At 69.8% G+C, this 15,391-nt stretch carries 15 protein-coding genes; 7 read left to right on the plus strand and 8 right to left on the minus strand.

What is annotated here, in order from left to right; all coding sequences use genetic code 11:
• Positions 1 to 56: 56 nt before the first annotated feature.
• On the plus strand, positions 57 to 707 hold the full coding sequence (locus tag AC3ENQ_RS08660; protein ID WP_431803660.1) for a hypothetical protein: 651 nt from the start codon (positions 57 to 59) through the stop codon (positions 705 to 707).
• A 15-nt stretch (positions 708 to 722) separates the two neighbouring features.
• Here AC3ENQ_RS08660 and AC3ENQ_RS08665 read toward each other — a convergent pair whose 3' ends face one another.
• Positions 723 to 1,796 (minus strand): Rv2578c family radical SAM protein, encoded by a 1,074-nt coding sequence (locus AC3ENQ_RS08665; protein ID WP_431803663.1) that lies wholly within the window; start codon positions 1,794 to 1,796, stop codon positions 723 to 725.
• A gap of 153 nt (positions 1,797 to 1,949) precedes the next feature.
• Here AC3ENQ_RS08665 and AC3ENQ_RS08670 point away from each other — a divergent pair, with 153 nt between their 5' ends.
• Positions 1,950 to 3,113: an acyl-CoA dehydrogenase family protein gene (locus tag AC3ENQ_RS08670; RefSeq protein WP_431803665.1), complete on the plus strand. Its 1,164-nt coding sequence runs from the start codon at positions 1,950 to 1,952 to the stop codon at positions 3,111 to 3,113.
• A gap of 236 nt (positions 3,114 to 3,349) precedes the next feature.
• On the opposite strand, the gene AC3ENQ_RS08675 is transcribed toward AC3ENQ_RS08670, so the two are convergent.
• The 5 genes from AC3ENQ_RS08675 to AC3ENQ_RS08695 form a co-directional block, all read right to left on the minus strand.
• Complete coding sequence (locus tag AC3ENQ_RS08675) at positions 3,350 to 3,937, minus strand: ECF transporter S component (RefSeq protein ID WP_431803667.1); 588 nt, start codon at positions 3,935 to 3,937, stop codon at positions 3,350 to 3,352.
• Positions 3,937 to 4,839 (minus strand): siderophore-interacting protein, encoded by a 903-nt coding sequence (locus AC3ENQ_RS08680; RefSeq protein WP_431803669.1) that lies wholly within the window; start codon positions 4,837 to 4,839, stop codon positions 3,937 to 3,939. Before AC3ENQ_RS08680 ends, AC3ENQ_RS08675 begins: the two co-directional genes overlap by 1 nt.
• Positions 4,840 to 4,897: 58 nt before the next feature.
• Positions 4,898 to 5,707 carry an energy-coupling factor transporter transmembrane component T family protein gene (locus AC3ENQ_RS08685; protein ID WP_431803670.1) on the minus strand — a complete coding sequence of 270 codons (810 nt, stop codon included), beginning with the start codon at positions 5,705 to 5,707 and terminating at the stop codon, positions 4,898 to 4,900.
• Complete coding sequence (locus AC3ENQ_RS08690) at positions 5,704 to 7,527, minus strand: ABC transporter ATP-binding protein (protein WP_431803672.1); 1,824 nt, start codon at positions 7,525 to 7,527, stop codon at positions 5,704 to 5,706. Before AC3ENQ_RS08690 ends, AC3ENQ_RS08685 begins: the two co-directional genes overlap by 4 nt.
• 286 nt (positions 7,528 to 7,813) lie before the next feature.
• Positions 7,814 to 8,368, minus strand: a complete 555-nt coding sequence (locus AC3ENQ_RS08695) for an ECF transporter S component (protein ID WP_431803674.1) — start codon at positions 8,366 to 8,368, stop codon at positions 7,814 to 7,816.
• A 91-nt stretch (positions 8,369 to 8,459) separates the two neighbouring features.
• Here AC3ENQ_RS08695 and AC3ENQ_RS08700 point away from each other — a divergent pair, with 91 nt between their 5' ends.
• Positions 8,460 to 9,734: a DUF2254 domain-containing protein gene (locus tag AC3ENQ_RS08700; RefSeq protein WP_431803676.1), complete on the plus strand. Its 1,275-nt coding sequence runs from the start codon at positions 8,460 to 8,462 to the stop codon at positions 9,732 to 9,734.
• A gap of 80 nt (positions 9,735 to 9,814) precedes the next feature.
• Here AC3ENQ_RS08700 and AC3ENQ_RS08705 read toward each other — a convergent pair whose 3' ends face one another.
• A complete protein-coding gene (locus AC3ENQ_RS08705; RefSeq protein WP_431803678.1) occupies positions 9,815 to 10,846 on the minus strand; it encodes a pirin family protein in 1,032 nt (343 codons plus the stop codon).
• A gap of 4 nt (positions 10,847 to 10,850) precedes the next feature.
• Complete coding sequence (locus tag AC3ENQ_RS08710; RefSeq protein ID WP_431803680.1) at positions 10,851 to 11,234, minus strand: GNAT family N-acetyltransferase; 384 nt, start codon at positions 11,232 to 11,234, stop codon at positions 10,851 to 10,853.
• Positions 11,235 to 11,400: 166 nt separating this feature from the next.
• Between AC3ENQ_RS08710 and AC3ENQ_RS08715 the strand changes: the two genes are divergently transcribed.
• The 4 genes from AC3ENQ_RS08715 (at position 11,401) to AC3ENQ_RS08730 (ending at position 15,386) form a co-directional block, all read left to right on the plus strand.
• The gene (locus AC3ENQ_RS08715; RefSeq protein WP_431803682.1) at positions 11,401 to 13,689 is read left to right on the plus strand and encodes a carbon starvation CstA family protein; all 2,289 of its coding nucleotides are present in this window, start codon (positions 11,401 to 11,403) and stop codon (positions 13,687 to 13,689) included.
• 30 nt (positions 13,690 to 13,719) lie between these two features.
• The gene (locus AC3ENQ_RS08720; RefSeq protein ID WP_431803684.1) at positions 13,720 to 13,962 is read left to right on the plus strand and encodes a YbdD/YjiX family protein; all 243 of its coding nucleotides are present in this window, start codon (positions 13,720 to 13,722) and stop codon (positions 13,960 to 13,962) included.
• 84 nt (positions 13,963 to 14,046) lie between these two features.
• Positions 14,047 to 14,748 carry a WXG100-like domain-containing protein gene (locus tag AC3ENQ_RS08725; protein ID WP_431803686.1) on the plus strand — a complete coding sequence of 234 codons (702 nt, stop codon included), beginning with the start codon at positions 14,047 to 14,049 and terminating at the stop codon, positions 14,746 to 14,748.
• Positions 14,745 to 15,386 carry a polymorphic toxin type 15 domain-containing protein gene (locus tag AC3ENQ_RS08730; protein WP_431803688.1) on the plus strand — a complete coding sequence of 214 codons (642 nt, stop codon included), beginning with the start codon at positions 14,745 to 14,747 and terminating at the stop codon, positions 15,384 to 15,386. Before AC3ENQ_RS08725 ends, AC3ENQ_RS08730 begins: the two co-directional genes overlap by 4 nt.
• Positions 15,387 to 15,391 lie beyond the last annotated feature (5 nt).

Here is a 15,391-nt window from a genome sequence, read left to right on the forward strand (position 1 = left end):
TCACCGTTCCGCCAGGGGGTGGGCGTGGGGTCTTGGCGCCCCTAGCCTCGATGCGCATGCGACAGCTCACCCTGAGAACGCCCGTCATCGCGGCCGCAGCCGGTGCCCTTATCGTCGCCTGCGTCGCATGCAGCCCCGATCCCGCGCCGACCGCCTCGCCGTCGTCTCCGATGTCGACCCCGTCGTCTTCACCGACCGCCACACCGACGCCCACGCCGACGCAGACGCTCGACGGCCCCCCGCAGCCCGACGCCGAGACCGCGGCCGCCTGCGAGCAGAAGATCCCCCTGTCGACGATCCAGGATCTCGAGGGCAGCCCCGCCTGGCAACAGGTGCAGTACGACCCGAAGCCCCTCGCGGAGAAGGTCATCGGACCTGCCGCCAAGGAGGCCGCCGCGAGCGCCGTGGAGATCCTCGATTGCGGGTGGGGCGTGCCGAACTCCGATAGTGGGATGACGTTCACGCTCGCCGACTTCTCCGACCAGGGTGCACGTGACGCGCTCATCGCCGCCCTCGACGCCTCGGAGTACGAGATGACCGCCGTCGGTGCGTACAACTTCTACACGAACGTCGAGGAGGGCATGGGCGGCACGACCGGGTACGCCTTCGACGCGAAGTCGAACTGGTACATCGTGACTGGCAGCATGACTGAGGAGCATGCCCGCGACTACCTCGTCTCGGCGACGCAGGCGACCAACACCTTCTGAGCGCAACCGCCCCGCTCAAAACAGCCGCGTCGCAGCGAGCGCCTCGCCGCGGGGCGTGGGCGCTGCTCGCGCCCCGCGCGCCGTCGTCCGTACGGGGCCTGCCCGCGGGGGCCGATTCTCCACCTCCTCTTCCGCGCCGCCGCCGAGTCCGTGCCGTCGCAGCAGCGGACGCACGCGCGCGGCGAGCATCTTCCGGTATCCCTCCGGCGCGTAGGCGGATGCCCCGGGGTACAGCCCCCGGTACGCCGGCACCAGTTCGGGGTGATCGCGCTCGAGCCACTGCCAGAACCACTCCTTGGCACCAGGGCGCAGGTGCAGCGCGCCGAACACGACGCGCGTCGCCCCCGCGGCGCGGATCCGCGCCAACGCGTCGTCGATGGCCGGCGCCGAGTCGGTGATGTGGGGGAGGAGGGGCATGAGGAAGACCGACACCCGGAATCCGGCATCCGTCGCCGCGCGCACTGTCGCGAGCCGCGCGGCCGCGCTGGGCGTCCCCGGTTCGATCGCGGCCTGCAGCGCGTCATCGAAGACGGCGATCGACATCGCGAGGGAGATCGGCACACGTGTCGCGGCATCCGCCAGCAGCGGGAGATCTCGTCGCAGGAGCGTCCCCTTCGTCAGGATCGACAGCGGCGTCCGGCTTTCGGCAAGGGCGCCGATGATCTCCGGCATCAGCCGGTAGCGGCCCTCCGCGCGCTGGTAGGGGTCGGTGTTGGTGCCGAGCGCGACCGGCTCGCGGGCCCACGTGGGCTTTGCGAGCTCGCGTCGCAGGACGTCGGCGACGTTCACCTTGACGACGACCTGGCTGTCGAAGTCGCGCCCCGCGTCGAGGTCGAGATAGGTGTGCGTATTGCGAGCAAAGCAATACGAACATGCATGAGTGCATCCACGATAGGGATTGACGGTCCAGTCGAACGGCATCGCCGACATCGCCGGCACGTGGTTGAGTGCCGACTTCGCGTGGACCTCGTGGAACGTCACTCCCTGGAACTCCGGTGTCGTCACCGAGCGCACCAGGCCCTCGAGCGTTTCGAGTCCGGGCAGCGCGGAGGCATCCTTCTCTCCGATACTCTGTCCCCGCCACCGCATATCGACATTAGAACAGATATGCGATAGCGTCGCAAGACGTCCATCACACGCCGTCGTGAAACCCAGTACCATTACCTCTGGGATGGAATCTCACGATCCGGTGGATGCACTCCCGCAATCTTCGAGAACTCGACGACGAGAGGAAGGCGCACCATGGAGCGCGACATCTACGACGAAGACCACGAGGCGTTCCGCGACGTCGTCAAGGAGTTCGTCAAGCGGTATGTGACCAACGAGGCCCGCGAGAAGTGGGATGCCGACGGCGAGGTCGACCGCGCGACCATGCTCGCCGCGGGCGAGTCGGGCATCATCGGCCTGAGCGTCCCCGAGGAGTTCGGGGGCGCGGGCATGCTGCAGGACTACCGCTTCCGCGCGATCGTCAACGAAGAGGTCATCCGCGCCGGCGCGGGCTCGCTCGCGGGCGCCTTCGGCATCCAGGACGACCTCGCGATCCCGTACATCGTCCACATGGGCACGCAGGCGCAGAAGGAGAAGTGGCTGCCGCGCATGGCGACCGGCGAGGTCCTCGGCGCGCTCGCGATGACCGAGCCGGGCGCCGGCTCGGACCTGCGCGGCATCAAGACCACCGCGAAGAAGGTCGACGGCGGCTACATCGTCAACGGCGCGAAGACCTTCATCTCCTCGGGCAAGACCGCCGACATCGTCGTGACGTTCGTCAAGACGGGCGAGGGCAACCGTCCCGACGCGTTCTCGATCCTCATCGTCGAGAACGGCATGGAGGGCTTCGACCACGGCAAGAAGCTCCACAAGATGGGCTTCCAGGGCCACGACACCGCCGAGCTCTCGTTCACCGACGTGTTCGTCCCCGAAGAGAACCTCATCTCGGGCGAAGAGGGCCGCGGCTTCATCCAGCTCATGATGAATCTCCCCCTCGAGCGCATGTCGATCGGCGTCGCCGCCGCGGCCGCCTCGCAGGCTGCCCTCGAGTGGACCGTCGCCTACACGAAGGACCGCGAGGCCTTCGGCGAGCGGATCATCGATTTCCAGAACACGCGCTTCCAGCTCGCGTCGATCGCCGCCGACGTCGAGGCGCTGTGGGCCTACACCGACCGCGCGCTGCTCGCGTACAAGGACAAGAAGCTCTCGGCCGAGGATGCCGCGATGTACAAGTTCTGGGCGACCGAGCGCGAGTGGGAGATCCTCGACATCGGCGTGCAGCTGCACGGTGGCTACGGCTACATCACCGAGTACCCGATCGCCCGTGCTTTCCTGGATGCCCGTGTGCACCGGATCTACGGCGGCACCAACGAGATCATGCGCGACATCGTCTCGCGTCAGATCGCCGGCAAGCGCTGACGCTCATCTGACCCGTCGGCGACGTCGACACCGAAACGGCCGGGAGGCTTCGCCCTCCCGGCCGTTCGCGTGTCCGGCATCCTGACGCCGACCTCCGAGCGGGATCGGGGCGGACGCAACGGCAAGGCCCCGTGCGCGACACGCCGCACTCGACGTGCGCGCGACGGCGTGTCGGCGTCGAAGCCTTGCCGTTGGTGACAGGGGCAGTGGGATGCCGAGACTCCTTCCCCCGGGCATCAGCCCTCGGCGACGGGGGCGACCGGCGCCGGATCCGCGGCCGCCGCCCGCCGGCGCGCGAGGCGCGCGACCCCGGCAGCGCGGAGCCGGTCGGCGATCACCAGCCCGAGCCACGTGGCGACCGCCGCCGACGCGAGCAGACCGACGACGTAGAGGACGACGACCCACCAGGGGAACGCGGTCATGTTCGCAGAGGTCACGGTCCACAGCGCGTAGAGCACGAAAGCGCTCAGCGCACCGACGTAGTACAGCCCGCGGCCCCACTTGCGGTAGAGCGTCACGAGGAACGGCAACTCGATGAACGCGGCGAACATGACGTTCGTGACGACGATCGCGGGCCCGCTCGCCGAGAACGGCGCCGCGACGAGTCCCGAGATGAGGCCCGTCAGCACAGCCGCGCCGGGCTTCTCGATGAGACGCATGGCGATGACGAATCCGATGACCCACGCGCCGGCCGTCAGGGCGCCGAGCGGGGGGAACGTCGCGTAGGTGAGCGTCGACAGCGCGGTCATCGGGATGATGAGCAGTCCCGTGGCGACGCCGATCGCGGCGCAGGTGAGCAGGTAGGCGGTGGTGGCTTTGCCCATCAGAGGGTTCCTTCCGTGTGGTTGTGTTCCGCGCGGTTCTGTTCGGATTTCGGCGTCGGTGAGGAGGCGCCCACGCGCCAGTACCCGACGAAGCTGATCTGGCTCTTGTCGAGCCCCTGCGAGACGAGGTGGCGGCGCGCCGATGTCGGCAGCGCCTGCTCGCCGACGATAAACGCGTGGGTTGCGGGCGCCGGCGCCGGGAGGGTCTGCAGTTCGGCGAGGGCGAGGGTGCCGGGCTTGACGCCCTCGGGGCGCACGAGCCAGCGCACCTCGACGCCCTCGGGCGCCTCGAAGGGCAGTACATCGTCGGACGAGGGCGCCTCGATGATCGCGACGCCCGTCGCGGAACGTGGCAGCGAAGCGCAGACACCTGCCACCGCGGGCGCACCCGTCTCATCAGCCACGAGCAGCAGGTCGTCGACACCGCGCGCCGGGTTGAACCCGAGGCCCTCGTCGATGATGACGACCGACTCGCCCGTCGTCGCCGCCTCCGCCCAGCGCGACGCGGGGCCGGCGGTCGCACCCGACCCGTGCAGCACGAAGTCGACGTCGATCTCGGGCCCTCCCGACGCGCCCGCGGCCCGGAACGCCCGCACGGTGTAGTTGCGCATGACGGGCCGCACCCCGTCGGGGATCCGCAGATACTTCACGTACCCGAAGATCTTGTTCGCCTTCGCGGGGATCCGCTCGAGCCCATCGTCACCGCCGTCGCCGCCGTCGTGGTTTCGGCGCGGCAGGAACAGGCGGAACCACTGGTCGTACCCCATCGGCACGAACTGCGCGATGTCGCCACCGCCGAGGGTGACACGGATCCAGTGCGCGCCCAGGCGTTCGGTGCGCAGGACCTCGAGGCGCAGGAGCTCTTGCGATGCGGGCTTCACGAGCGCGGAGGCGCGGGCCATGCGGTGTCCTTTCGGCGGGAGGTTTCCCCGGGCCGGGGATCGGCGGGCGGGCACGTCATCAGAGTGTCCAGGGGAAGAAGAAGGTGAGGATGCCGGCACTCACGAGCCAGAAGACGACGACGAACACGGTGTCGCGCCTCCGCCACGGCACGAGGTGGCGTTCGGTGCGGTCGGGGTAGGCGCCGAAGGCCCGGGCATCCATCGCCAGCGCGACCCGCTCGGCATGCCGGATCGCCCCCGCCAGCAGCGGCACGATGTACCCCCACCAGCGCGCGAGAGAGCTGAAGGGGCCGCGCCCGACGTGCGCTCCGCGCACCCGGTGCGCCTGCCGGATGACCTCGAGCTCGTACCCGAACCGCGGCACGAAGCGGAATGCCGCGAGGGCCGTGTAGCCGATCCGGTACGGCACCCGCAGCTGCTGCACGGCGGCGCGGACGAGGTCGGGGCCGGCCGTCGTGAGCCCCGCGATGAAGGCGAGCGCGATGATCGCCGCGAGCCGCACGCCCGTCGCCATGCCGATCATCAGCGCCCCGCCGTAGAGGTGCCAGCCCCCGATCTGCAGGACGGTCACCGACGTGTCGACGCGGGAGGCATCCGTCCACACCGCCATGCCCAGGCCCAGCACGATCGCCGCGGCGGGGATCGCGACGCCGAGCAGCAGCGCGAGGCGCCCCGTCAGGCGCGCGCCGGTGAGGAGCACCAGATACGCGAGCGCGAGGAAGGCGAGCGGCGTCGCGAGGTCGCGGACGAAGACGAGCAGGATCATCGCGGGGAGGGGCGCGGCGAACTTCGCGATCGGCCCGAGCCGGTAGAGGTACCGGCCCGAGGGCGCCGCGGTCGCGTACGGGTCGATGGCGACGGCGCTCATGCCCCGTCCCCCGTCGCGGCGGGCGCTTCGGCGGCCCGCGGCAGGTCGGCGAGGCGCGTGACACCGGCGAGCGAAGGATGCCTCGTCAGGCCCGCGAACGCGCGAGCGAGCGGCGGGCGGCGGAGGCCGGCGCGCTCGAGCAGGGCGGCATCGGCGAAGATGTCGGGCGTCGCGGCATCCGCCATGATCCGGCCGTCGCCGACGACGATCGTTCGCTGCGCGTACTCGGTGACCAGTTGCATGTCGTGCGTGACGACGAGGATCGTCGTGCCCTCGCGGTTGAGGTCCTGCAGCAGCGTCAGCAGCTCGTCGGCCCGCGCGCGGTCCTGCCCGAAGGTCGGTTCGTCGAGCGCCAGCACGGGCGCACCGGCGACGAGCGCCGTACCGACCGAGAGACGCCGCTTCTGCCCGCCGGAGAGGAGGAACGGATGGACGTCGGCTTTGTCTTCGAGGCCGAAGCGGCGGAGCACCTCGGTCGTGCGCGCGGTGACCTCGTCGTCGGGGAGCTTCTGCAGTCGCAGTCCGTGCGCGAGCTCGTCGAAGACGGTGTGCGCGATGAACTGGTGCTCGGGGTTCTGGAAGACGAAGCCGACGCGGCGCGAGAGCTTCCGGAGGTCGACCCGCGAGATGTCGGCGCCGTCGACGGAGACCTGACCGCGCGGAACGCGCACCACCCCGGCGAGCGACTGGAGGAGCGTCGTCTTGCCGGCGCCGTTCGCGCCGACGATCGCGACGAACTCGCCGGGGCGCACGTCGAGGTCGACGCCGTGCAGGATCTCGGTCCTGCCGCGCTGCGTGCGGAGATTCCGGGCACGGATCAGCGGCGCGGTGTCCATCGTGGTCGCGTCGGCGATGGTCGTCGCGTTGCCGGAGGCGGCGGAGACGGGAGACGGCGTGCGGGATTCGAGGGCAGGCGCGGGCGAGGATGCCGTGGCTACGGCGACGCGGAGCTCGTCGGCATCCACCGGCAACGGGTCGATGCTCCAGCCGGCCGCGCGCAGTCGCAGCGCCGCGAGGGTCGCGACGGGGAGCCAGACCCCCATCGCGTGCAGCTCGTCGGCGCGAGCGCGGAGGACCTCGTCGACCGTGCCGTCCGCGTAGGTGCGGCCCTCGTGATCGAGGACGACGACCCGGTCGGTGATCGCGACGGCGGCGTCGAGGTTGTGCTCGATCAGGACGATCGACCGGTCGCCGGCGGCGACCAGATCGCCGAGGGCGGCGTAGACCTCTTCGATGCCCTGCGGGTCGAGGTTCGCCGTCGGCTCGTCAAGTACGAGGAGGGGTGAGCCCATCGCGAGGGCGCATGCGATCGCGAGGCGCTGACGTCCGCCGCCGCTCAGGCGGTCGGGGTTCTCGGCGCGGCGCTCCCAAAGGCCGACACGGCGGAGTGCGTCTTCGGCGCGCGCGAGGACGATGTCGACCGGCACCCGCAGGTTCTCGGGGCCGAAGGCGACCTCGTCGAGCAGCGTGCCGGTGACGAGCTGCGCGTCGGGGTCTTGGAAGACCATGCCGACATGCGTGCTGAGGCGCGAGACCGGTGTCGTCTGGGTGTCGAGTCCGTCGACGCGGACGACCCCCTCGACGCTCGCCGGCACCGCCTGGGGGATCAGCCCGTTGAGCGCGAGTGCGAGGGTCGACTTGCCGGCGCCGCTCGGACCGAGGAGCAGCACGACCTCGCCGCGTGCGACCTCGAAGCTCGCGCCGGCGGGGGTCGCGACGGCGGCGCTCTCGTGCCGGATCGCGAGGCTCCGTACCGAGAGCAGCGGCGCCGCCGCGCCGTCGGCGGAGGCCGCGGTGCGCGTGGAGGCGGCTGAGGTCACGGGAGGTCCAGACGATCGAGGGCGCGGGCCGCGAACGCGGCGGGCGGCGGTGCGGCGAGGTCTCGGCGGCGGGATGCCGCGAAGGTAGCATCTCCTAACTTAGCCGACCCTAACCTCGCGTAACACGTCGGGTCCGGCCGTCACCCCGTTCGGTTCGCAGGAGATTCGGTCGTGGGCGGGGCACCAGGCCCGAAATGCCGGGGCCCACCGCGTCGGCGGTCGAGGAAGTCCTGCGAACCGAACGCCCCGTGTCGGGCAATGGCGCCATCAGCCGGCGCGGCCGGGCTCAGCGGCGCACGCTGCGGCTGGCGACGCCCGCGCGCCGGAGCGACGTGCCGATGCCGAGTCCGACCGCCGTCCAGACGACGGGGCCGAGCACCGAGAGAGCGAGATAGGCCACCTGCGCCCAGATCGGCAGCGTGCCGAGATCGACGACCGCGTAGACGACGACCGCGACGATCGCGCCGATGATGACGGCCGACACGAAGAAGCGCCAGGCTCCCCACGCGCGGTAGCGGGTCAGGGCCGCGACGCCCTCCTGGATCGCGCCGAACAGCAGGGCGGTCCCGAGGAATCGCCCCGCCCAGGCCGGATTGAAGGCGCTTGAGACCAGGGCGGCCATGACGTGCGCGAGAAGCGCCACGAAGGGGAGGCGCAGCACCTCCTGCGCGATGATCCCGGGCAGCACGTGTGCCCCCAGCACGAGGCCGTACAGGAACGGTGCGCCCGCGAGGACGACCGGTGTGAGCACTCCGGCGACACCGCCGACGATGCCGGTCGCGACGCCGATCGCGGCGCATACGAGCAGCACGCGCGTCGAGAGGATCGGGGTGCGGGCCACGATTCCAGCGTACCGTCCGCGCAGCGACACGAGCCGGGCGCACGGGCCGTGCGTATGCAGGCGGGGCGCGGCTCCGAGCTATCGTGGACGGATGTCGAACCCCGCCCGCGGAGCGCTCCTGTCGGCTCTCGTGCGCTTCTCCCGGCAGGTGTGGGTGCGCGCCGCCGTGTTCGCCCTCGCGGCGGTGGTGTTCGCGCTGGTGGCGGGCGTCGTCGGCCAGCTCGTGCCGTTCGATCTCGCGATCGATCTCGGGCAGGACTCGGTCGGCTCGATCCTCCAGATCATCGCTACGGCGATGCTCACGGCGACGACCTTTTCGGTGACGGCGATGGTCACGGCCTACTCGTCCGCCGCGACGTCGGCGACCCCGCGCGCGACTCGCCTCCTCATCGCCGATCCGACATCGCAGAACGCGCTCGCGACGTTCCTCGGCGCCTTCGTGTTCGCGCTGGTCGGGATCATCGCCCTCTCGACGGGGTACTACGGCGAGGAGGGCCGCACGATCCTCTTCTTCGGAACGCTCATCGTCGTCGCGATCATCGTCGTGACGCTCCTGCGGTGGATCGGGCACCTCGCCGGGTTCGGCCGGATGACGGACGTCATCGATCGGGTGGAGGATGCCGCGTCCGAGACGATCTCGGCCTTCGCCGCCGCGCCCACCCTGGGAGCGCGTCCCTACCGCGAGGCGCCGCGCGACGCGGAGACGGTGTGGGCCGACGAGACGGGCTACATCGCCCACATCGATCTTGCGGCGATCGATCGGGCCGCTCAGCGCGCGGGCGCCGAGGTCTACGTCGCCGCCATGCCGGGCTCGGTGGCCGACGCGCTCCATCCGCTCGCCCACGTCGTTCCCGCTGAAGAGACGACGGATGCCCGCGACGCGGGCTCCCTCGGAGACGTCGTGCGCCGCGCCTTCCTGATCGAGCATCACCGCGACTTCGACCAGGACCCCCGGCTCGGCGTCATCGCCCTCAGCGAGATCGCCAGTCGCGCGCTGTCGCCCGCCACGAACGACCCGGGAACGGCGATCGATGTGATCGCCGCCCTGCAACGCGTCTTCACGCTCACCGCGACGACGGAGCCGTCGGGAGAGGTCGACTTTCCGCACGTCCACGTGCGGGCGCCCGAACTGCGAGATCTCGTCACCGACGCCTTCCGACCGATCGCGCGCGACGGCTCGGGCATCGTCGAGGTGCAGCTGCGGCTGCAGAAGTGTCTGGCCGCGCTCGCCGCCGCCGACCCCGAGAACAGCGCCGTCTACACGGCGGCCGCGTCCGACGCCCGTCGTCGTGCGCGTGCGGCCCTCGACCCCGTCGACGCCCTCACCCTCGACGACGTCGCGCTCGACTCACAGCCCGGTCTCTGAGCGCGCGCCGAGGGGAGCCGGCGACACGCCCCGGTCGTTGAGCGAGCGCTGCGCGTCGAAACGCCGCAACGGACCGACCTTCAGACCCGCCGGCGCCGCTCGGTCAGCCGCACACCGGGTAGGGGCGGCGCGGGAATCCGCTCGTCGCCGTGCCCGACGACGTGCCCGTATCGGTCGGAGCCCGACTCCCAGGCATCCCGCGCCTCGACGATCTCCTCGTGGCGGCGACCGACGAAGTTCCACCACATGACGATGTCCGCCTCGAACGGCTCGCCGCCGAGCAGGAACAGGGTCGTGTCGCGCTCGGCGCGCACCGCGATGCCGTCGCGATGGATGCCGAGGTACAGCAGCCCCTGGTCGGGCAACGCGATCCCGGCGGCGCCTTCCTCACCGGCATCCACGACCGGCTCTCCCGAGACGCCGACGAGCGCGTACTCCCATTCCGGGACCAGCGGGAGCGTGACGGCCGCCCCGGCGGGAAGGTGCAGCTCGACGCCCGCGATCGGCGTGTACATCGTCGCGGGCGAGGCGGTGCCCGCGAACGAGCCGACGACGACGGTCGCCGTCGCGCCGTCGTCGAGGTCGATCACGGGCAGGTCTTCGTGACGCTCGAAGGCCTGCGGTCCGTGTCGTCGCGACTCGGGCAACGCGACCCAGAGCTGCAGCATGTCGAGCGGGACGGGCCCCTCGCCGACCGAGTATTCCGAGTGCGCGATGCCCGCGCCGCTCGTCATGAGGTTGAGCACGCCGCGCCGCACGACGACGTCACTGCCGAGGGTGTCGCGGTGGCGCACCTCACCGACGAGCGGCCAGGTCACGGTCTGCAGGCCGATGTGCGGGTGCGGTTCGACGCGCATGCGCACCTCCTGCGGCCCGAACCGGTCGAGGAAGCACCAGGCGCCGACCATCGGAAGCTCCCGCTGCGGGAGGCTCCGATGCACCTCCATCGCCCGGAGGCTCCGATGCACCTCCATCGCCCGGAGGCTCCGATGCGCCTCCATCGCCCGGACGCCGCCGAGCGGCACCTCGCGCGACTCGAGGAGGAGCGCGCGGGGTCCGTCGCACAGCGGCGGCGCCTCGGTGAGCTCGGGACCGGCATCCAGGCGGGTCATGCGTTCAGCTGCCGACGCCCTCGTCGGAGGGGTTCTTCTCCGCGGTGTTCTTCCCCGCAGTGGATGCCTCGTCGGCGATGGTGACGTAGCGGTCCTTCCACTCGATCTTCAGCCCGGGCACCTCGTGCTCCTTGAGGTACTTCACGACGAACGGGCACACGGGGATGACGGTTTCGCCACGCGCCGCGACGTCGGCCATCGCCGCCGACACGAGGGCCGTCCCGTAACCGCGCCCCCCGAAGGCGGGGTCGATCTCGGTGTGCGGAAAGATGAGGCGGCCCGGGCCGTCGTGGACGAACTCCGTGAACCCGGCGACCATTCCGTCGTCGAGGACGAGCTGGTACTGGCCGGCCTCGTCGTTGCGGATGACGGGGGGTGAATCGGTCATGACGGCTCCTCTGCGTCGGGCGAATACATCGGGGGCGAGCGGTACGGGTTCCAACGTAGGCGGGTGCCCCGGTGTTCCGCCAGCGGTGCGGTCGCCGCATCGCGCGGCCTGCGCACGCTTGCTACGGTGTACGCGTCGCAACGACGCGCCCGTGAGGAGACCCCCCATGTCGACATCGCCGTCCCGGCCCCGCTCCGCCTCCGACTACGACGACCCCGAGATCGTCCCCGATCCGAGTCTTCCGCCGACCTCCCTCACCCCCGAGCAGGAGGCCGAGGAGAGCCGCTGGACGTGGCCGAGAATCGTCCTCTGGGTGGCGATCGCGCTGCTCGGCGGCGTCGCCTGGACGATGCTCGCGATCGTCCGCGGCGAGACGGTGAACGCGATCTGGTTCGTGTTCGCCGCCGTCTGCACCTATCTGATCGGGTACCGCTTCTACTCGAAGGTCATCGAGCGCTACATCACCCGGCCCGACGACCGCCGGGCGACCCCCGCTGAGGTCCGCTCCGACGGCAAGGACTACGTGCCGACCGACCGCCGCGTGCTCTACGGCCACCACTTCGCCGCGATCGCCGGCGCCGGTCCGCTCGTCGGTCCGGTCCTGGCGGCGCAGATGGGCTATCTCCCCGGCACCATCTGGATCATCGTCGGCGTCGTCCTCGCCGGCGCGGTGCAGGACTACACGGTCCTCTTCTTCTCGATGCGCCGCGGTGGCCGCACGATCGGGCAGATGGCCCGCCAGGAGCTCGGCAAGATCGGCGGCACGGCGGCGATCATCGCCTCGCTGCTGATCATGCTGATCATCGTCGCGATCCTCGCGCTCGTCGTCGTCAACGCCCTCGGCGAGAGCCCGTGGGGCGTGTTCTCCGTCTCGATGACGATCCCCATCGCCCTGTTCATGGGCGTGTACCTCCGGTACCTGCGCCCCGGCAAGGTGACCGAGGTGTCGATCATCGGGTTCGTGCTGCTCATGGCGGCGATCATCGGCGGCGGCTGGGTCGCCTCGACCGAATGGGGCTACGCGCTCTTCCACCTCGACAAGACGACGATCGCGTGGGGCATCATCATCTACGGGTTTATCGCCGCGATCCTGCCGGTCTGGCTGCTGCTCGCCCCGCGCGACTACCTGTCGACCTTCATGAAGATCGGCGTCATCGTCATGCTCGCCCTCGCGATCGTCGTGGTGCGCCCCGAGATCACGGTGCCGGCGGTGACCGTGTTCGGCGAGACGGGCCTCGGGCCGGTGTTCGCAGGGCCCCTCTTCCCGTTCCTGTTCGTGACGATCGCCTGCGGCGCCCTGTCCGGGTTCCACGCGCTGATCTCCTCGGGGACGACCCCGAAGCTCGTCGAGAAGGAGAAGCAGACCCGCTTCATCGGCTACGGCGGCATGCTCATGGAGTCGTTCGTCGCGATCATGGCGCTCGTCGCGGCCCTGTCGATCGACCAGGGCATCTACTTCGCGATGAACTCTCCCGCGGCACTCACGGGCGGCACCGTCGAAGGAGCCGTGGCCTTCGTCAACTCTCTCGGCCTCACGGGTGTCCACCTGACCCCGGAGATGCTGACGAGCACGGCCGAGGCGGTCGGCGAGGAATCGATCGTCTCGCGTACCGGCGGCGCTCCGACGCTCGCCCTCGGTCTCGCGCACATCATGCAGCAGGCGCTCGGCGGCCAGGCGCTCATGGCGTTCTGGTACCACTTCGCGATCATGTTCGAGGCCCTGTTCATCCTCACGGCGGTGGATGCCGGAACCCGCGTCGCCCGCTTCATGCTGCAGGACTCGATCGGCGCCTGGATCCCCAAGTTCCGCGACGTCTCGTGGCGTCCCGGTGTCTGGATCTGCACAGCCATCATGGTCGCGGGCTGGGGCTACATCCTGATCCTCGGCGTCACCGATCCGCTCGGCGGCATCAACACGTTCTTCCCGCTGTTCGGCATCGCGAATCAGCTGCTCGCCGCGATCGCCCTGTCGGTCGTCATGGCGATCGTCGCCAAGCGCGGCCCGAAGTACGTGAAGTGGCTCTGGATCATCGCGCTGCCGATGGTGTTCACGGCCGTCGTGACGATCACGGCATCCATGTACAAGATCTTCTCGCCCGTGCCGCAGATCGGATACTGGGCCAACAACGCCAAGTACCGCGCCGCGAAGGCGGCCGGCGACGGCAGCCTCGGCACACCGGAAGTCGTCGACGCGGTCATCCGCAATACGGCGGTGCAGGGCACCCTGTCGATCATCTTCGTGACCCTCGCGATCGTCGTGATCCTCGTCGCGATCGTCGTGACGGTGCAGGCGATCCGTCACGGCGGCGGTGAGAACACCGAAGACCCGGCCGTCGCCTCGCGCCGCTACGCCCCCGCGGGGTTCATCGCGACGAAGGACGAACGCGAGCTCGAGAAGGAATGGGAGCCGATCCTCGCCGAGGAGCGGGCGGCCACCGCCCGCCGCGGGCATTGATGAGGACGCGTCGCAGACAGTGAGTGCGATATGACGGAGATGACGTTGAGGGATGCCGCGGCCACCGCGCTCGCGCAGGTGTGGCGCGCCGGTGGGAGGGCGGTGCGCGGCATCCACTGGTACATGACGTCGCTGATGGGCGACACCGCGTACGCGACGTACGTCGCCCATCAGCGGCGGCACCATCCCGGGGAGACCCCGGTCTCGGAGCGCCAGTTCTGGCGTGACCGCATGGACGATCAGGACCGCAACCCCGGCGCGCGATGCTGCTGATCGCGGCGGCGAGGCGGTGCGCAAGCCTCGACGGATCGTCGTCGCGGCACTTAGGCTCGTGCGGGAGGAGGTAGGCGCATGGGCATGATGCTCCCCAACGAACTCGTCTGGGTGATGGAGAAGCTCGGTTTCGAATGGCCCGACGTGGACGAGGATGAGGTCCGCAAGGGCGCCACGCTGGTGCGGAACCTGGGGTCGGACCTCGGAGATGTGATCCAGGCGATCGACCGACAGATGAACGGTGATGTCGCCGCGGCCATGCGCGGGCAGGCCGGCCCGGCCACGCTCGGCGCGTGGAACGCGAACCGGTCGCAGAACCTGCAGCAGCTCGTCGACCTCATGCCCCCGGCCGCGGGCGCGATGGATGTCGCGGCCGAAGCCATCACGGCGCTCAAGGTGAAGGTCATCGTCGACGTCACCTCGACGCTCGTGACGCTCGTGGCGATGCTCACGAACCCCGTCACCGCGCTGGGGGCGGGCCCGATGCTCCTGATCAAGAAGAAGCTGCTCAATGCGGCGGTCGACATCGTCGTCGAGCAGCTCATCGGGCAGGTCGCGCCACTGGCGATCGAACCGCTTGCGGAGCGACTGCCCGCGATCGTCGACGCCATCCTCGATGCGCCGCTGGTGGAGGCGAACGTCGGCGACTCCGACGAGTTCTACGCCGATCTCCAGGCGCTCGAAGACGCCCGCTCGAAGATGAAGCTGCACGGTGCGGACATTCAGACGGTGACCTCGACGTTCTTCACCGAGTTCTCCGCGCTCGATTTCGGGGGTGACGGATGAGCGCGCTCAAGCCGATTATCAGGGAGCTCCGCGAGGCCGCATTGAAGGCCGGCATCCATGCGAAAGACAAGCTCCCGCGGCTCGCCGACAATCTCGACGGACACTTCGACACCGTCATCCGCCGGGTGAGGGATCGCGATCAGTACGATCCCTCGGTCGACGTCAACCTCAAGCAGTTCAAACGGAACCCGAAGCACAACTCTGACGAATACAAGCGGCAGTATGACGAGCAGATGGACACGCTGCAGAACACGCCCGTTTCGGAGTGGTTGAAGAACCGCATCGAGTTCCTCGAACATGGTCGAACGGCGGGCTCCCTGCGTGAGCAGGCGGTCCAGCGTGACATCGCGCTCGACAACAAGTACGCCGAGCTTCGTGAGGGAGGCATGTCCGCTTCTGACGCCAGGCAAGCCGCCCGCACTTGGCTGCAGTCGCAGGCTGCCACTCATCGACTGGACGGTATCGCGGGCGGTAACCAAACCGACATCTCTGGGGTGGGTGACACACGCATCAACTCCTCGCTCGGGTCTCAGTGGCGATCGCGAGTAGGGGATATCGACCGCGCCGTGATCGACTTCATCAACGCGAACCCGGGCGCAGACTTTAGTAAGGTCTACCTCAACGTCGCCTTCCGGTAGGTTGA

It is taken from the genome of Microbacterium sp. bgisy203 (assembly GCF_057706945.1).